Source organism: Pseudorhodoplanes sp. (assembly GCF_059499825.1).
Window position 1 is genome coordinate 1 of the sequence record NZ_JCABZI010000001.1, and the last position, 18,356, is coordinate 18,356.

At 64.9% G+C, this 18,356-nt stretch carries 15 protein-coding genes; 5 read left to right on the plus strand and 10 right to left on the minus strand.

Annotated features, from left to right (window positions below; all coding sequences use genetic code 11):
• Positions 1–178: 178 nt before the first annotated feature.
• From yacG to hisD, 6 genes are all read right to left on the minus strand, one after another.
• Complete coding sequence (gene yacG / locus AC5I5I_RS00005) at positions 179–382, minus strand: DNA gyrase inhibitor YacG (protein WP_495969067.1); 204 nt, start codon at positions 380–382, stop codon at positions 179–181.
• 55 nt (positions 383–437) lie between these two features.
• Complete coding sequence (locus AC5I5I_RS00010) at positions 438–2,060, minus strand: AMP-binding protein (protein ID WP_495969069.1); 1,623 nt, start codon at positions 2,058–2,060, stop codon at positions 438–440.
• Positions 2,061–2,192: 132 nt separating this feature from the next.
• Entirely contained in the window at positions 2,193–2,813 is a 621-nt protein-coding gene (locus AC5I5I_RS00015; protein ID WP_495969070.1) for a Maf-like protein, read from the minus strand.
• Between the two features lie 341 nt (positions 2,814–3,154).
• Positions 3,155–3,613: an arsenate-mycothiol transferase ArsC gene (locus AC5I5I_RS00020; protein WP_495969071.1), complete on the minus strand. Its 459-nt coding sequence runs from the start codon at positions 3,611–3,613 to the stop codon at positions 3,155–3,157.
• 7 nt (positions 3,614–3,620) lie between these two features.
• A complete protein-coding gene (locus AC5I5I_RS00025; RefSeq protein ID WP_495969072.1) occupies positions 3,621–4,103 on the minus strand; it encodes a UPF0262 family protein in 483 nt (160 codons plus the stop codon).
• On the minus strand, positions 4,100–5,395 hold the full coding sequence (hisD, locus tag AC5I5I_RS00030) for a histidinol dehydrogenase (protein WP_495969073.1): 1,296 nt from the start codon (positions 5,393–5,395) through the stop codon (positions 4,100–4,102). The genes AC5I5I_RS00025 and hisD overlap by 4 nt, the downstream gene beginning before the upstream one ends.
• Positions 5,396–5,473: 78 nt before the next feature.
• Here hisD and AC5I5I_RS00035 point away from each other — a divergent pair, with 78 nt between their 5' ends.
• A complete protein-coding gene (locus AC5I5I_RS00035; RefSeq protein WP_495758489.1) occupies positions 5,474–7,024 on the plus strand; it encodes a cryptochrome/photolyase family protein in 1,551 nt (516 codons plus the stop codon).
• 19 nt (positions 7,025–7,043) lie between these two features.
• Here AC5I5I_RS00035 and AC5I5I_RS00040 read toward each other — a convergent pair whose 3' ends face one another.
• A complete protein-coding gene (locus AC5I5I_RS00040; protein WP_495969074.1) occupies positions 7,044–10,508 on the minus strand; it encodes a chromosome segregation SMC family protein in 3,465 nt (1,154 codons plus the stop codon).
• Between the two features lie 399 nt (positions 10,509–10,907).
• Between AC5I5I_RS00040 and AC5I5I_RS00045 the strand changes: the two genes are divergently transcribed.
• Both AC5I5I_RS00045 and AC5I5I_RS00050 read left to right on the plus strand, forming a co-directional pair.
• Positions 10,908–11,639, plus strand: coding sequence for a Crp/Fnr family transcriptional regulator (locus AC5I5I_RS00045; RefSeq protein ID WP_495969076.1), 732 nt, complete (start codon positions 10,908–10,910; stop codon positions 11,637–11,639).
• A 34-nt stretch (positions 11,640–11,673) separates the two neighbouring features.
• Positions 11,674–11,850, plus strand: coding sequence for a hypothetical protein (locus AC5I5I_RS00050; protein ID WP_495969077.1), 177 nt, complete (start codon positions 11,674–11,676; stop codon positions 11,848–11,850).
• Positions 11,851–12,027: 177 nt separating this feature from the next.
• On the opposite strand, the gene AC5I5I_RS00055 is transcribed toward AC5I5I_RS00050, so the two are convergent.
• Together AC5I5I_RS00055 and AC5I5I_RS00060 are read right to left on the minus strand one after the other, a co-directional pair.
• Positions 12,028–12,696: a DsbA family protein gene (locus tag AC5I5I_RS00055; RefSeq protein WP_495969078.1), complete on the minus strand. Its 669-nt coding sequence runs from the start codon at positions 12,694–12,696 to the stop codon at positions 12,028–12,030.
• Positions 12,697–12,796: 100 nt separating this feature from the next.
• Complete coding sequence (locus AC5I5I_RS00060; RefSeq protein WP_495969079.1) at positions 12,797–13,270, minus strand: DUF721 domain-containing protein; 474 nt, start codon at positions 13,268–13,270, stop codon at positions 12,797–12,799.
• Positions 13,271–13,325: 55 nt separating this feature from the next.
• Between AC5I5I_RS00060 and mutY the strand changes: the two genes are divergently transcribed.
• Together mutY and AC5I5I_RS00070 are read left to right on the plus strand one after the other, a co-directional pair.
• A complete protein-coding gene (mutY, locus tag AC5I5I_RS00065) occupies positions 13,326–14,477 on the plus strand; it encodes an A/G-specific adenine glycosylase (protein WP_495969080.1) in 1,152 nt (383 codons plus the stop codon).
• A 402-nt stretch (positions 14,478–14,879) separates the two neighbouring features.
• Positions 14,880–17,450, plus strand: coding sequence for an HWE histidine kinase domain-containing protein (locus tag AC5I5I_RS00070; protein WP_495969081.1), 2,571 nt, complete (start codon positions 14,880–14,882; stop codon positions 17,448–17,450).
• A gap of 13 nt (positions 17,451–17,463) precedes the next feature.
• On the opposite strand, the gene AC5I5I_RS00075 is transcribed toward AC5I5I_RS00070, so the two are convergent.
• Positions 17,464–18,087, minus strand: a complete 624-nt coding sequence (locus AC5I5I_RS00075; RefSeq protein ID WP_495969082.1) for a hypothetical protein — start codon at positions 18,085–18,087, stop codon at positions 17,464–17,466.
• Positions 18,088–18,356: the final 269 nt, after the last annotated feature.

An 18,356-nucleotide genomic window follows, 5' to 3' on the forward strand; every position in this document is an offset into this window, starting at 1 on the left:
ACCACCGACACTGCGATTTTCAGTCGCATGCTCTACCAACTGAGCTACCTGGGCGCCGGGTCCCCCGAACGGGGGGCCTTGGTCAGAGCGCCGCGTTATAGAGGCCGGGTCCGGCCCTGTCCAGCATCGCGAGCGGGTGAAGCCGCCCGCTCCGGCGGCAGAAGGAGAAACCTCGGACTCACTGCTCCGCCTCGCCGTCGCGATAGCGCGGCCGGTCCGGATCGTCGTCAGTCTCGCGAACCGGGATCGCGTAGACGCCGCTCAGCCACCGGTTCAGGTCGACGTCGCCGCAGCGGCGCGAGCAGAACGGCCGGAAAGCGTCGAGCGAGGGCTTGCCGCAGATCGGGCAGGGCTTGTCGGGGGCGAGCGGCGGACTGGTCATCGATCTACATCTAGGGGGCGGGCGGAAACGATGGAAGAGACGGATCGGTGTCCGCTCAGTCGCGCGGAACCCCCTCCCCGGTTTCGTCCGCGGCTGCGCCGGGGTCCGTGAGCGAGCCATGCCCAACGCCGACCCGCTGGCCCGGACCTGCAGCGGTGGCGGTGCCGGCGTATCCGCTCGCGGCATCCCAGCCGCGCAGTTCCGTCTTCAGCACCTTGCCGTAATTGTTCTTCGGCAACGCATCCACGAACACGTAATCACGCGGGCGCTTGAAACGCGCAATCGCATTCAGGCAGAGCGTATCGAGATCGGCGCGGTCGGCCTCGCCCACCACATAGGCCACCACCACCTCGCCCCATTCGCGATCGGAGCGGCCGATCACCGAAACCTCGCGCACGCCGGGATGGCGCAACAACACCTCTTCCACCTCGCGCGGATAGATGTTGGAGCCGCCGGAAATGATGAGATCCTTGGAGCGATCCTTCAGGAACAGATAGCCGTCGGCATCGACCGTGCCGACATCGCCGGTATGCAGGAAGCCCTCGCGCAGCGCCGCCGCGCTCGCCTCCTCGTTCTGCCAATAGCCGGCCATCACGGTCTCGCCGCGGCACAGGATTTCACCGGGCACGCCCTCCGGGAAAGCCAGGCCCTTTTCGTTCAGGATGGCCAGTTCGATACAGGCAAACGGCCGGCCGGCGGATTCGAGCCGCTCGCGCCAGTGCGGACGCCAGCGCTCGGCGATGTCGGCCTTCGACAGCACGGTGATCGTCATCGGGCTTTCGCCCTGCCCGTAGATTTGCGCAAACCGCGGGCCGAAGCGGTCGAGCGCGCGCAGCGTGTCCTCGACATACATCGGCGCACCGCCCCAGACGATGGTGCGGATATGGTCGGTGCGGCAATCGCCCGGATGATCGACCAGCCGCTTCACCATGGTGGGTGCGGCGAACATTGATGTCCGCGGCCATGCCTCGATCAGCGCGAAGATCTCACCGGCATCGAAGCCGCCGGATTCCGGCACCACATTGATGCCCGCGCGCATGACATAAGGGATCATGTAGAGACCGGAGCCATGGCTCATCGGCGCAGCATGCAGCAGCGGATCGCCGGGCGAGGTGCGGTCGACCTCGTCGACATAGGCTTCCGCCATCGCCGCAAGATTGCGATGCGTGAGCATCGCGCCTTTCGGCCGGCCCGTGGTCCCCGACGTATAAAACAGCCAGGCAAGGTCGTGCGGTTCGCGTGGTGTCAGCGGCGAAGGATCGGCAGCAAGCAGCGACTCGAACGAGCGACCGCCGAACACCACGATGTGTTCGAGCGACGGCGGGGCATGCGCCTCGACCACGGTCGCAAGGTCGGGCGACACGAATGCGGCCCGCGCGCCCGAATGTTCGAGAATGTAGTTCAGTTCGGCGCCGTGCAGCTTGGCATTGGCCGGCACACCGACCAGGCCGGCATGCCAGATGGCATAGAGCGCCGTGACGTAGTCCGGTGTGTTGCCGGCGACGATGGCGACGCGGTCGCCTTCTGCGAGCCCGAAATCGCCGCGCAACGACGACGCGAGCCGCGCAACCCGCGCGGCCAGTCCGGCGTAATTGTGCAGAACGCCGGCGCCAATGCCGATCGCCGGACGGTTGGGGTAGCTGTCCGCGGATATTTCGAGATGCTGCGCGAGATTCATCGCTCTCTGTCAGTCCGTGGCGTGAACCCTGGACATCCATACTCACACTGGATCGTGGCTGGATTCCGGGGCGCGCAATCTGTGAACGGCGGCGCTGGCGCAGCAACGTTTACGCTGCGCCGGGTCGGTGGATTAGGTGTTGAGCCAACCGAAATGGATCGGGAAGCCCTCGCCCTGCAACAAGGCCAGGGTCTCGTAAAGCGGCAGCCCCACCACATTGGTATAGGAGCCGACAAGCTTCACCACGAAGGCGCCGGCCAGTCCCTGGATGGCGTAACCGCCGGCCTTGCCGCGCCATTCCCCCGAAGCGAGATAGGCCTCGATATCCTCGCCGGTCAGCCGCTTGAACCGCACCCGGGTCTCGACCATGCGCTGGCGGAAACTTTCATTCGGCGTGACCATGCAGACAGAGGTATGGACGCGGTGGTTGCGTCCCGAGAGAAGCCGCAGGCATTGCCCGGCCTCGTCGAGAAGTTCCGCCTTTGGCAGGATACGGCGCCCAACGGCCACCACGGTATCGGCGGCGATGATATAGGCGCCGCGCAATTCCTCGTTCAGCCGCACCGCTTCCAGCGCCGCTTCCGCCTTGGCCCGGGCAAGCCGGGTCGCGCAGGCGCGGGGCAGTTCGCCCTTGAAGGGGATTTCATCGACGTCGGCAGGCTGCAGGGCGTCCGGCTCAATGCCGGCCTGGTTGATCAGGGTGAGCCTGCGGGGCGAACCGGAAGCGAGGACGAGTTTGGGCCGGCCGATCATGTGTGGTGCGCGGTTCGTGACTGCCGGGCGGACGCGCGCGGCGCGCCTGAAATGGGGCGCAAGACCTAACGGAATCGCGGGCGTTTCACAACCATACAGGGGTCTTGGCGCGGCGCTGGCCACACTCTCTTTTTTACCTCCCCCTGGAGGGGGAGGTCGACTGCCGTCGCCATAAGCGCGTTCACGCGCGCCTTCGACGCGCTATGGCGAGGGCAGTCGGGTGGGGGTCATTACTACAAGCCGACCCCTCCCTGTCCTTCTTCACTCTCGCTCAGTCGGACGACCCTCCCCTTTCAGGGGAGGGATAGGAAGTGACAAATCCCTCTATGACGGCAATCAGCTCAATCCCCCACCCGCGTCGGCCCGCCGAACCTGGCCCTGATCTTGTCCATGAGCTGGTCGCGCACCGTCCGGTAGGCGTCGAGCTTCTGCTCCCGGGTATCGCCGATATCGCTCGGATCGGACGTCGGCCAGTATTCCACGTCCGCGGCGATCGTCCGGGTCAGCTCCAGCGCCTTGTGATGGGCCTCCGGAGACAGCGTGACGATCAGGTCGAAATTCAGCCCCTCCCAGTCCTCGAGCTGTTCGAAGGTCTGCGGCTTGTGTTTGGATATATCGAGACCGATCTCGTCCATCACCGCGATTGCGAACGGATCGGGCTCGCCGGGTTTGACCCCGGCGGAACCGGTATACATGTTCTTGCCGAACAGATGCCGGAACAGCCCCATCGCCATCGGCGAACGAATCGAATTCAGGCCGCAGGCGAACAAGACCGACTGCGGTCGCTTCCCGGGCTGCATCGCGCAATCAGCCCTTCCAGTGCAGGACGCAGATCAGCGTGAACAGGCGGCGCGCGGTGGCGAAATCCATCGCTACCTTGCCGTCAAGCCGCTCCTGCAGAATTTTCGAGCCTTCGTCATGCAGGCCGCGGCGGCCCATGTCGATGGCCTCGATCCGGTCCGGCGTCGCGGTCCGGATCGCCGCATAATAGCTATCGCAGACCATGAAATAGTCGCGCACAATTTTGCGCAGTGGGGACAGCGACAGCAGATGGGCGACCACCGGCGTGCCATCCGGCCTGCGGATATCGAAGACCAGCCGGTTCTCGGCCATGCTGAGATGCAGGGCGAAGGCGCCCGGCTCCTGATCGACCGGCTGGAACACGTTTTCCTCGACCAGGTCGTAGATCGCGACCGCACGCTCGTGCTCGATATCGGGTCCCGACCGCCCGATCGATTCCTCGTCGAGCGTCACGGCCACGAGCTTCGATGCGGAGGGCGCGTCGGTCATCGCCGGTTCAACCGTATCGCGACCGAGCGCGCATGCGCGCCGAGTCCTTCCGCCTCACCGAGCGCGATTGCGGCAGGGCCGAGTGCAGCAAGCTGATCCGGCCCGCATTTCAGGATCGAGGTGCGCTTGACGAAATCGAGCACGCTCAGACCCGACGAGAACCGCGCCGACCGCGCCGTCGGCAGCACGTGGTTGGAGCCGCCGACATAATCGCCGATCGCTTCCGGCGTATACCCGCCGACAAATATCGCACCGGCATTGCGGATTTTTCCGATCAGGCTTTCGGGATCGGCGGCGATCAATTCGAGATGCTCCGGCGCCAGCGCGTCGACCAGCGGGACTGCTTCCTCGAGATCGCGGGTGATGATGGTGGCGCCGTAATCGCGCCAGGAGGCGCCGGCAATCTGCGCACGCGGCAGCGTCTTGAGCTGCGAAGCGACAGCGGCTTCCACATCGTCGGCGAGCCGCGCATCGCTGGTGATCAGGATCGACTGCGCCGCCGCGTCATGCTCGGCCTGGGCCAGGAGGTCGGCCGCGATCCAGTCCGGATTGGCGGTCCCGTCGGCGAGCACCAGCACCTCGGACGGGCCCGCGATCATGTCGATGCCGACCTTGCCGAAGACCTGGCGCTTCGCCGCCGCTACAAAGGCATTGCCCGGCCCGACGATCTTCGACACCGGCTTGATCGTCTGCGTGCCATAGGCCAGCGCCGCCACCGCCTGCGCACCGCCGACGCGATAGATTTCGTCGACGCCGCCGAGTTTCGCGGCCGCCAGCACCAACGGATTGATGACGCCATCCGGCGCCGGCACCACCATCACGATCCGCGGCACGCCGGCGACCTTGGCCGGCACCGCATTCATCAAGACCGACGACGGATAGGCCGCAGTCCCACCCGGCACGTATAGCCCGACCGCCTCGATCGCAGTCCAGCGATGCCCGAGTTCGACACCCAGCGCATCGGTGAAGCGATCGTCCTTCGGCTTCTGGCGCAGGTGAAATGCCTCGATACGCTCACGCGCGAGCTTCAGCGCATCCAGCGCCCGCGGATCGCAGGCCTGTTCGGCTTCGTCGATTTCGGCCGCGCTGACCCGCAGCCCGATTTTGCCCAGATCGACCCGGTCGAATTTCAGCGACAGATCAATCAGCGCCGCGTCGCCCCGCGCCGCCACGTCCGCCACGATCTCGCGGACGGCGACATCCACGTCGACGGAGGCCTCCCGCTTGGTAGCGAGAAAGTCCTCAAAACGCTTGGCAAAGTCGGGGCTGCGGCTGTCGAGGCGGATTGGCATGAAATCGTGATGGCGCGCGGAACCGGGCACGTCAACACCCGGAATTGCCCCTGGCCGATGAAAGCCGGATAATGCGGCATGCCCCCTGCCGGTACCCTGCGTCCGGTCCTCGGCGACCAGATTTCCGACGGCCGGCTCTCCTCCCTGATCGATCTGGACCCAGCCCGGGATGTGGTGCTGTTCGCGGAGGTCCGCGAGGAGGCGACCTATGTCCCGCACCATCGCCAGAAGATCGCGCTGGTCTTTGCCGGCATGCGCGGTTTCGCGGAGCGGCTTCGGGCAAGCGGTGTCCGGGTGCGCTATGTCCGGCTCGACGATCCGGACAATACCCATACGCTGGCAGGCGAAACCGCCCGCGCCGCGGACGCCGAGGGCTTGCGGCAGGTGGTGATGACCGAGCCCGGCGAGTGGCGGCTGAAGGAGGCATTCGACGCGCTGGCCCAGGATTCCGCGCTTCGACTGGAGGTCCGGGAGGACGACCGCTTCCTGTGTTCGCACGGCGCTTTTCGCGACTGGGCGCGGGGCAAACAGACGCTGCGGATGGAGCATTTCTACCGCCACATGCGGCAACGCACCGGCCTCCTGATGGACGGGAGCGAACCCTGCGGCGGCGGGCGCTGGAATTTCGACACCGAGAACCGCAAGCGGCTGCCGAAGTCAGTGCATGCGCCGGCGCGGCGCTTCATCGTTCCGAATACGGTCGCACGCGAGGCACTCGATGATGTCGCGCGCTGGTTTCCCGACGGCTTCGGTTCGATCGACAGCTTCGCCTATCCCACCGAACCGCAGGACGCGGAACGGCTGCTGGCCTTCTTCCTGGAGAATATTCTGCCCGGATTCGGCGATTACCAGGACGCGATGGCGAGGGGCGAGCCATGGCTCTGGCATTCGGTGCTGTCGACCAGCATCAATCTCGGCCTGCTCGATCCGATGGATGTCTGCCGCCGCGCGGAAGCGCGATATCGCGAGGGATCAGCCCCGCTGAATGCCGTCGAAGGCTTCGTACGGCAGATCCTCGGCTGGCGCGAATTCGTCCGCGGCGTCTACTGGCTGCGGATGCCGGAATACAAGAAGCGCAATGCGTTGAATGCCGACCGCCGCCTGCCGTGGTTCTACTGGTCCGGCGAAACCGACATGGCCTGTATCCGCGACGTGGTGGCGGCCACGCGCGACAACGCCTATGCGCATCACATCCAGCGCCTGATGGTGACCGGTAACTTCGCGATGCTGCTTGGCGTCCATCCCGACCCGATCAACGAATGGTACATGGCGGTCTACGCCGATGCCTATGAATGGGTCGAGCTGCCGAACACCCATGGCATGGCGACGTTCGCCGATGGCGGCATCGTCGGCTCCAAGCCCTATGCCGCATCGGGCGCCTACATCAACCGGATGAGCGACTATTGCGGCACCTGCCGCTACGACGTGAAGAAACGGATCGGCGATGACGCCTGTCCGTTCAACGCGCTCTATTGGGATTTTCTCGATAGCAACCGCAAGGTGCTGTCAGGCAATATCCGCATGGCGATGCCCTACAAATCGCTCGAGCGCATGAGCACTTCTGACCGCGAGGACATCCGCGTCCAGGCCGAGACATGGCGCGAGCGCTTCGGCGCGACGCCGCTCTGACGCGGCGCCGCCGGGGCGATCAGGCAACCGCCTGATCGCGGATCGCGACCGCGGCTTCCAGATCCACCGATACCAGCTGCGACACGCCGCGCTCGGCCATGGTCACGCCGTAGAGCCGGTTCATCCGCGCCATGGTGATCGGGTTATGCGTGATGATGACGAAGCGCGTCTCGGTCGAACGCGTCATCTCATCGAGCAGGTCGCAGAACCGCTCCACATTGTGGTCGTCGAGCGGCGCGTCCACTTCGTCCAGCACGCAGATCGGCGCCGGATTGGTGAGGAACACCGCGAAGATCAGCGCCATCGCGGTCAGGGCCTGCTCGCCGCCGGACAGAAGCGACAGCGACTGCGGCTTCTTGCCGGGCGGCTTCGCCATCACTTCGAGCCCGGCCTCCAGCGGATCGTCGCTTTCGATCAATTGCAGTTCGGCCTCGCCACCGCCGAACAGCTGGGTGAACAGATGCTTGAAGTGTCCGTTCACCACTTCGAACGAGGCGATCAGCCGTTCACGCGCTTCCTTGTTGAGATTCTGAATGCCCTGCCGCAGCCGCTTGATGGCCTCAACCAGATCGTCGCGCTCGGTGACGAGCGAGGTGTGCTGGGTCTCGACCTCGGTCAGTTCCTCTTCGGCGCGCAGGTTGACGGCGCCGAGCCGCTCGCGCTCCCGCCGCAGTTTTTCGAGATCGCTCTCGACCTCGGCGACATCGGGCAGCGTCGCGCCTTCCGCGATTTCGGCCATGGCTGCGACGCCCTGCGGCTCGACTTCGAGCATCTCGCGGATTTCGTGCTCGACATCGGTGAGCCTGCGGCGCGCGCCCTCGCCGCGCTCCTCAGAACGGCCGAGTTGCTCGCGCGCGCTGCTGAGCGCTTCGAGCGCAGCGCGCGCGGCACTGTTCGCAGCCGATGCGGCGCTCTCGCCCTCGGCCAGCCGGTCGCTGGCCTCGCGCTTCGCTTCCTCGGCGATCTGCACCTCTTCAAGCAACGCGACCCGCTTCTCCTCGAACAGCCGCGGCGCATCGACCAGGCTGTCGCGTTCGGTCGTGGCCTCCCCAAGCCTCGTCTCGAGCGCTGCGATCTGCTTGGCGGTACGCTCCTGCGTATCGATCCAGGATTGCTGCTCGCCGGCAATCGCCTCCAGCCGCTTTTTCGCGATCTCCGCTTCGCGGGTCAGCGCTTGCGCTTCCGCGCGCAATTCCGCGGCACCGACCCGGCGGGCCGAAATCTGGTTGCGGATCTCTTCCAGCCGGGCCTCCAGTTCCGCGGTCGGCTGCAATTCGGACAGCGCCTGCTGCGCCTGCGCCTGAGCGGCGGCGGCCTCGTCGCGATTGGCACCAAGACGTGTCTGCGCCTCGGTCAGCGCCGCGCGGCGGGTGGTGATGTGGGTGAGATCGCGTTCGGCGGCGGCATGGCGCTCGCGCGCTTCATTGGCGGCACGTTGCAACTCGCGCCAGCGGTTGCGCGCTTCGGTCTCGGCAGCATTGGCGGAGGCCACTTCCTGCTCGGCCTTGGCCACGATCTCGCGCTTGGCTTCGGCATGCGCACGCGCGGAATCGAGCTCAGCCTCGATTTCTGCCAGGCGATTGCGTTCGGCGAGGCGGCGCGCCGCGCCGGTGGGGGCATTGGCTGCGACTGCAAATCCGTCCCAGCGCCACAGATCGCCCTCGCGCGACACCAGCCGCTGGCCGGGCTTCAGCAGCGGCACGAAGCGATCGGCCTCGGCCCGTTCCACGAGCCCGATCTGGCGCAGGCGGCGATCCAGTTCGGCCGGCGCGGTCACGTGACTGGTGAGCGGCTCGACTCCCTCGGGGAGAACAGGATCGGTCGGATCGACAATGGCGCCAGCCCAGCGCATCGGCGAGCGCGGATCGGCCGGCGCCTCCAGATCGTCACCCAGCGCCGCGCCGAGCGCGGTCTCGTACCCCTTCTCGACATTGAGATTGTCGATCACCGATGGCCACAGGCTGCCCGAGTCGACGTGAAGCACCTTGCGCAGCGTGCGGGCTTCGGTTTCGAGCCGTCCGGCGCGGCGTTCGGCCTCGGCGAGCGGCTTGCGTTCGACATCGAGCGCCTGACGCGCAGCGGAATGCGCGGCCTCGGCGCGCAAAGCCGCGGCTTCGCCCTCACCCACCGCCTCCTGCGCGGCTTCGACCGCATACAACAGCGCATCAAGATCGGGACCGCCTTCGTTCGCGGCGTCGATCCGCGCAAATTCGGCGACCACATCGGCGATGTCGCGCTCAAGCCGCGTCAGCCGTTCGGTCTGCTCGCGGGCCGCCCGCTCAAGCGTATTGCGGCGCGCGGTCAGGTCGGCGAGCGCACCGGTCGCCTCGCTGAAATTCTTCTCCGACTCGGCGAGCTGCGCATCGGCTTCCGCCACGCGCTCGTCGGCATTGAGACGCTTGCTTTCGCCAGCCTCCAGATCGCGCCGCAGCGTTGCGGCCTCTTCGGTCAGCCGAGCCAGTGCAGTTTCCGAATCCACCGCAAGCTGGCGCTCGCGGGCGATGTCGTCGTTGAATTGCAGCAGCCGCTGCGCCAGTTCGGCGAGGCGCTCCTTGGCGCGCACTTCCTCGCGGTCGAGGGTTTCGCGCGCGGCCACCAGCCGCTGCAAGGCGGCGCTGGAGCGAGCTTCGGCTTCGCGCAACGGTGGCAGGGCCGCGGCAGCCTCTTCCTGCGCCTTGCTGGCTTGCGTCTGCGCCAGCGTGGCAGCTGCCACCACACGGACGCCTTCGTCGCGCGCCTGATCGGCTGCGGCCAGTTCGGTATTGGCATTCAGCCAGCGCAGATGGAACAGCGTGGCTTCCTGCTTGCGCACCTGCGCCGACACATTGCGATAGCGAATCGCCTGCCGGGCCTGGCGCTTCAGCGCTTCCATCTGCGAGGCAAGCTGCCCGATCACGTCTTCCAGGCGCTGTAAATTCTGCTCGGCGGCCCGCAGACGCAATTCGGCTTCGTGCCGGCGCGCATGCAGGCCGGAAATGCCGGCGGCCTCTTCCAGCACGCGGCGGCGCTGCTCGGGCTTGGCCTGGATGATCTCGCCGATCCGGCCCTGATGCACCAAGGCCGGCGACCGCGCGCCGGTGGAGGCATCGGCAAACAGGATCTGCACGTCGCGGGCGCGCACCTCGCGGCCATTGATGCGATAGGTCGAGCCCTGGTCGCGCTCGATCCGCCGCGCCACCTCGATCATGTCGACGTCCATATAGGCCTGCGGCGCCAGCCGCGACGAATTGTCGATCGCCATCGACACTTCGGCATTGTTGCGCGCGGGCCGGTTGCCGGAACCGGCGAAGATCACCTGGTCCATGTCGGTGGCGCGCATGGATTTGTAGGAATTCTCGCCCATCACCCAGCGCAGCGCCTCGACAAGGTTCGACTTGCCGCAACCGTTCGGCCCGACCACGCCGGTAAGGCCGGGTTCGATCAGGAAATCGGTGGGCTCGACGAAGGACTTGAAACCGGTCAACCGCAGTCGCGTCAGCTTCATTGCTGGACTTCTTCTTTCCGTGCCGGCGCCCCACGGGACGCTTCATTCAGAACCGGGGGCGAATCGGTAAAGGTGCGCCCCTTAAGGAGGCCGGAGAATGGGGACGCCTTGTGCCAAGGGCAAGGCGAAAACCGCGTTTCCCCCAAGTGGCTGGAATCGCGGAAAAATCAGTATTGACAGGGAAATTTGGGGGTGTGCGGGTCGAATTCTGGACCCCGGACGCGGGCGTGCGACCGCGCGGGATAGCCCGGACCCTGCTTGGCCTCAGGCAGGCGGCCCGGCGGCACGCCGTACCGATCGGCTAACCCGGACGGGGGGGCGTCCAAGCGGGAACTCATCCCTCGGCTGACCGTTGACCGAGCGCCTCGTACAGCGGCCCCTTTCCTGATGCACGTCCTATTGCGCAAGCTTTCCGCGCTTCACACCATCTCCGACGAAGAAGCCGCGGCGCTGCTCGCGGCGATTTCCCATACCCGCGACATCAAGCGGGGCGACGATATCGCAGAGGATGGAAGCGAACCCAAACACTCGACCGTGGTCATCGAAGGGATCGCCTGTCGATACAAGCAGTTTCACGACGGGCGCCGGCAGATCCTGAGTTTCCAATATCCCGGCGATATCACCGACCTTTACAGCTACGTTCTGAAGAAGCTCGACCATGCTGTCGGTGCCCTGACGCATTGCAGGGTGTCGCACATCCCGCATACGGCGATTCAGACACTGTGCGAACAATACCCGAACCTCGCTTACGCATTATGGCGTGACACGCTGGTCGATACGTCCAAGCTGCATGCGTCCATTGCCAGCCTTGGCGTGCGGAGTTCGAAGGAACGGCTAGCCCACTTCCTGGCGGAACAGCATGTGCGGATGGCCGCGATCGGTCTTGTCGAACTCGGGCAAAGTGCGAGCTTCGGCATTACCCAATCCGACCTTGCGGATGCAACTGGCCTGTCGCTGGTGCACGTCAACAAAACGCTCAAGAAGCTGAAAGACGAAGGGCTTGTAAGCTGGAACCGCCACCGCCTCACAATATTGAACTGGGACGGGCTCAAGGAAGCGGCCTTATTCGACGAGACCTATCTGCATTTCAAACATGCCAGCATCGGACAACATAACCTTCCAGACCGTTAGAGTTCATGTCGAAGGGCAGACGGAGGGGAGGCTTGTGTTCTTCGACGGGGCGCTGGTCGCGGTACTGGTCAAACTCGACGCGACGCACGACGACCTGGAGGGACGGTGGTACGCGGAAGCTGCGTTCAACAGCCTGGAGCGGATGGAGGAACGTACATTTCAGACACTGGACGAGGTGGCGGAGTGGATTGGCCGATGGATCCGGGAATGATTTCGCGACGGGTTGTTAGCAGAAGCGGCTGCCTGTCTTGTGCGTCATCCGGCAACGTGGGCGGTTGTCGCATTCACTGTTTGCAAATGAAAATCGCCCGCTTTCGCGGGCGATGATACAAAAACGATGATGCCGCAAGCCTGTCAGAACGACAGGCTCTACAACCGCTCTCGCGGACTAGCTCTTCAGGAACGGCTCGAGCTGCTTGTCGAGTTCGGCGATCGTCAGGGTGCCGCGGAACAGCTTGCCGTTGATGAAGAAGGTCGGCGTCGATTGCACGCCGAGCTTGTCGGCGGCATGCGTGCGCACGCTCTCGATGGCCTCCAGCACCTTCTGGTCCTTCAGACAGGATTCGAAGCTCTCCTGCGTGAAGCCGGCCTGCTTGGCCAGCGCCAGCAGCGGCGGGATCGGGTTCTGCACCACCCAGTCCTTCTGCTTCTGGAACAGCATCTCGACCATGGCGTGATATTTGTCGTTGCCGGCGCAGCGCGCCAGCATGAAGCCCGCAGCGGCCAGCGGATCGAGCGGGAATTCGCGCAGGATGTATTTCACCTTGCCGGTGTCGATATATTTCTTCTTCAGCTCCGGATAGGTGGTGTTGTGGAAGGTCGCGCAATGACCGCAGGTCATCGAGGCATATTCGATGATGGTCACTGGCGCGTCGTCCTTGCCGACGACCACGTCGCCGAGCGGGCCGGCCTGCATCAGTTCGACCGAACTCGGGGTCTGCGCCTGCGCGGTGCCGATAAAATCGCCGACCAACGCAGATCCCCTGCCGAACGGAAGTGCGAGCACAGCCGACAACGCGGCAGACGTGGCGAGAAACTGGCGGCGGGTGATGAGCACGGAAAACTCCTGCGGCTGAACCGGCAAATTCGAAATCTGGCTATCCTGTCACGGGTCATGTGGCAATGCCGCGGCGGCGCCGCCACCGCCCGGGCGGCCGTCACTTTCCCTTGATGGCAGCGCCGAGCCGGGCCAACGCGTCTTTCAGGGCCGGATCGGCGGAGTCCGGCAAAGTTCCGGCAATGCGCTCAACCGCTTGCGGGTCGAGCGAGCGGTCCGGCCGGACCGGCGGAGGGCGCAGCGGTGCCTGCCGGATGGCGATCTTGGCAATGGCGGCAAAGCCGAAATAGCGGTTCACCCGCTCCAGGATCACGCCCGACAGATGCTGGATCTCGATCGCGGCGGGGCCCGCGACCCGGAGCACCAGCGTACCGGGTTCGGGCTGCCGCCCCTCGGGGCCGCGCGGCCACTGGATTTTCAGCGGCTCGGCATATTGCGCCACGTCGTCGCCGACAATCGCCGACCACCGCACCACCAGCTCCGACGAGGCGAAGCCCTGCTTGCGGAAGGACTCAGCCAGCAGCGATCCGGCAATGTCCGGGAGCGAGCGGGCGAAGCGTCTGGGCTTGTTCAAGAATCTGGCCTTGTTCGGGCTTGTTCGGAGCCGGGGCCTCTGCCACACGGGACGGATGACGCTAGCAAACCGCAAGCCGCGGACAAAGCCCGGCCGACCAGGCGAATCCGCCGATACGGCTGCGGCGTCGCGCCGGATTTCGGCGGCGGCCTTGCTCGCCTGGTATGACAGGCACCGCCGCAGATTGCCCTGGCGCGCGGAAAACGGTGAGCGGTCAGACCCTTACCGCGTCTGGCTGTCGGAAATCATGCTGCAGCAGACCACCGTGAAGGCGGTCGCGCCGTATTTCCTGCGGTTCATTCATCGCTGGCCGCAAGTCACCGATCTGGCCGCGGAAAGGCTCGAAGAAGTGCTGAAGCTCTGGGCCGGATTGGGTTACTACGCCCGTGCTCGCAATCTTCACGCCTGTGCTCGCGTAATCCTCGAAAAGCATGGCGGCCGCTTCCCGCAGACCGAGGCGGAACTCCTCACCCTCCCCGGCATCGGCGCCTATACCGCCGCGGCCATTGCCGCCATCGCCTTCGACCGCAAGGCATCGCCGGTCGACGGCAATATCGAGCGGGTCGTCACCCGCCTGTTCGCGATCGAAGAAGCCCTGCCAACCGCCAAGCCGATCATCCGCGCACGCGCCGCCGCCCTGACGCCGGACGCGCGGCCCGGCGATTTCGCGCAGGCGATGATGGACCTCGGCGCAATGGTCTGCACGCCGAAAAAACCCGCCTGCGCGTTGTGTCCGTGGAGCGAGCCCTGTCTCGCTCGCGAGCGCGGCGATCAGGAGACCTTTCCGCGCAAGACGCCGAAAGCCGAAGGCCGGCTCCGTCGCGGCGCCGCTTTCGTTGTGATGCGCAAGGATGGCGCGCTGCTGGTTCGCACGCGGCCGGACAAGGGCCTGCTCGCGAAGATGACCGAAGTGCCGACCACGCAATGGATGCACGACTTCGATGACGCGAATGCGCTTGACGACGCCCCGTTGAACGCGACGTGGCAGCGCATGGCGGGGGTTGTGAGCCACGTCTTCACGCACTTCCCGCTGGAGCTTGTCGTGTATCGCGCACACGTCGCGCAAGCGACCCGTGCACCCAGGGGCATGCGCTGGATCGCTGCCGATGAGATCGAGGGCGAAGCCTTTCCGAATGTCATGCGCAAGGTGATCGCGCATGCGCACGCCGATACCCGCACGGTCCGGCCGCACCGAAAGTCACGCTGAGCAAGGCGGGGCGACGCGATGCCCGTTGCGTGTTCGGATGGAACCGGGATGGAACCCGGCAGGCGGTTCGGTCGTTGAAGGACAACACCAGCCGAGGTCTCCGTGTCTCCGTTGTTTAAATGGCTGGACGGGCCCACAATCGATGCCGCTATGTCAAACAACACATCGGAATTTTCGGCATTGCTGTAGCTTTCCAAGTGCCTATCTCCGGCCGCAGGCGTCATCATTCGCGCGCAGGATCACACGGTTTATGGACCCTAGGCGGAACTGCCGCGCGCATCTCCGATCCGCGCGGAGCTGGAATGCTGTCGTTGCCTCGCTCAACCAAGCGCCTGCCCAACAGGGCGCCGGTCTGAGCTGAAGCGCGCGGCAATCTCGAATAGTATCTCCCGGGAGCAACGGATGCATCCGAATGCGCGCAGCACAACTGCGCCCGACCAAGTCGACCTCACCAACTGCGACCGCGAGCCGATCCACATTCCAGGGCGCATCCAGCCGCACGGCGTGCTGCTCGCATGCGACAGCGATCTCTCGCTGGTGCGCCGGCATTCGCTGAATGCCGGCGAGGTCTTGGCCTTGCCGTTCGAGGATATCAACGGGCGTCGACTCGAGGACGTGGTCGGCGAGGATTGCGCTCACGATCTGCGCAACGCTTTGCTGCGCTCGGCCGATCCCTCGCGCCCCGGCCTCATCCTCGGCCTGCGGTTGCCGGGGCGAGACGCCATCTTCAATGTGGCGGTGCATCAATACAAGGGTAATGCCATCGTCGAATTCGAACCTGTCGACAGCGGCAAGGCCGACGCCCCGCTGGAGATTGCGCGTGCGCTGATTGCGCGGCTCAATCAGGTGACCAAGGTCGACGATCTGTGTAACCGGACGTCACGCTATCTTCGCGGCGCGCTCGGCTACGATCGGGTCATGATCTATCGCTTCGCGCATGACGGCTCCGGTGAGGTCATCAGCGAGGCCAAGGCGCCGGCGCTCGAAACCTTCATGGGCCGTCACTTTCCGGCGAGCGACATTCCGCGGCAGGCGCGTGAATTGTATCTCCGCAATACCATTCGCGTGATTTGCGATGCCAGCGGCGCATTCGTCGACATCGAGCCGGCGATCGACGCCTCCGGCAACCCGCTCGACCTGTCTTTTGCCAATCTGCGCAGCGTCTCGCCGATCCATTGCGAATATCTTCGCAACATGGGGGTCGCGGCCTCGATGTCGATATCGGTGATCGTCGCCGGCCGTCTCTGGGGGCTGATCGCCTGCCACCATTATTCGCCGCGACTGCTGCCGATGCCGTTGCGGGTTGCCGCCGAAATGTTCGGCGATTTCTTCTCGCTTCACTTGCAGGCGATGCTGCGCAAGCAAAGCCTCGACACAGCGATTCATGCGCGCAAAGCGCTCGATGGCCTGTTGCGAAATGTCGCCCACCATACCGACCTGGCGCGCTTTCTGCGCGACAGCATCTGCGACTTCAGCGAACTGATGCCGTGCGACGGCGTCGGAATCTGGATGAACGGACGCTGGAGCGCCGACGGCTCGGTACCGCCGGACGAGGCGATCCCGGCACTGGCGCGGTTTGTGAACTCGGTGGCGGACGGGCAGATCTGGGCCACGCATGCACTGGCGGACAACCTGCCTCAGGCCGCAGACTACCAAGCCGCCGCATCGGGCGTGCTCGCCATTCCGCTGTCGCACACACCGCGCGACTATCTGTTCCTGTTCCGCAAGGAAGTGATTCAGACCATCGCCTGGGCCGGCAAACCGGAAAAGGACTATACCAGCGGGCCGCTCGGCGATCGGCTGACGCCGCGCAAGAGCTTCGCGATCTGGAAACAGACGGTGGAGCGTCAATCGCATCCCTGGACCCAGGCCGACCTCGATATTGCAGAGGCGACGCGAACCGCCCTGCTCGAGGTCCTGATGCGGCACAGCGAATTGCTGAACGAAGAGCGACGCAAGGCGGATATCCGGCAGCGGATGCTGAACGAGGAACTCAATCACCGGGTCAAGAACATCCTGTCGCTGATCAAGTCGCTGGTCTCGCATCCGGTGGACGAAGGACGTGACCTGCACGACTACGTCACGTCGCTGCAGGGGCGTATTCAAGCGCTCTCCCATGCGCACGATCAGATCATTCGCGGCGACGGTGGCGGTGCCCTGCGCGATCTGCTGGAGGCGGAATTGTCGCCCTATCTGCATCACGGCACCGCCATCACGCTCGACGGGCCGCCCATCGACCTCGACTCGCGCGCATTCTCGGTGATGGCGCTGGTTCTGCACGAACTGGCGACCAATGCCGCCAAGTACGGCGCCTTGTCGGGCAATCGCGGCAAGCTGAGCGTGCGCTGGCACCGGACCGAGGAAGGCGGCTGCGAACTCGTGTGGCAGGAAAGCGGCGGTCCTGCGGTCAAGCCGCCGCGCTCGCAGGGCTTCGGCTCCGTGCTTATCAATCGCAGCGTTCCCTACGATCTCGGCGGCGAAAGCGAGATATCCTTCGGATCCGGTGGCGTCAGGGCCCGCTTTCTTATTCCAGGCAATTATATCTCGAAGTCAGTGTCAGCGGAGCGGCGCAAGGATATCCGAACGGCTGACGACACCGCGAACGAAACGCTGGACGGCCTCAGCATTCTGCTGGTCGAGGACCAGCTCGTCATCGCGATGGATGCGGAGATCATGCTCGCCAGCAAAGGTGCCGGCGTGATCGAGACCGCCGCTTCTCCGGCCGAAGCCCTGCGCAAACTCGCTAACTTCAATCCCGATGCCGCCGTGCTGGACGTCAATCTCGGCACCGAAACCTCGCTAAGCCTTGCCGAGGAACTGGTGCGCCGAAACATCCCGTTCGTCTTCGCTACCGGCTATGGCGACAACATCATGGTGCCGCAGTCATTCTCGGCGCCGACCATCCGCAAGCCCTATGATGAGCAAACGCTGTCGCGTGCCTTGAACTCGGCGCTGCGGTCGACGTCCAGATGATTTAGCGACGCCGTCATGGCCGCATCACGCATGCCATTCGCACTTTGACGGTGCATGATCGCGGATTGCTTTCTTCGCCGGCAATGCCGGGAGCGAACAGGCGGGCACCCGCCGGCCAGTCGATATCCGGATGCGGCGCGAATACGGCGCCGACGTTCAACTCGCCGACGTTCATCGTCCAGTGAATCGCCCAGAGGCGGCCATCAACAGGCGAGCGCGCGTAAGCGAAATTGCTCCGGCCGTCGGCATGGCTGTCCCCATACTTGCCAAGCGCAATAAGCCGATGAATCGCAGACAGCGGAAGCGCGATCCTGTCTTCGCCGCCGAGCATCGCGATCAAGGTCGCATCGTCCGCGGAGCGGCCGAGTGTCCAGGGATCGATCGGCGCCGCGACTGTGACTGTCTCGACAAGCGGATAGAAGTATTTCTCGAAATTGAACCCCACCGCAGTGATGGCGTGGCCGCCGATGCGACCGCCCACCGCGAAGGCCTCAGCCGCGACGAAACGGTCCGAAGGAACCTCAGGCGCCGTCTCCTCCATGGTCCAGGCGGCATGATCCGACGCAACACCGTAACCGCCACCAAGCGCGAGGAACGCTGTCACGACGGCAATGAAATATCGGAAGCGATGGAGCATCACGCGTCTCCCATTGCCAAGCTTTCGATGGCTACGAGGCTAGACGGGATCTATCCTGCGGACTGTGAGCGGGATCACATTCGGCCGAAAATGTGAGCGAATGGGACCGACGAGACGATGCGCCGCGCGCGCAATGATTTCCGCCAGTCAGCAATCAACAGCTGCGCAACATCGCGTTCAGTCGCAGGGTGTGGGCCACCCCCCGATTGCAGCGGTTGCAGCGTTGAATTTCGGGGGCGCCTCGCATCAATATCCGCCAGACAAAGACA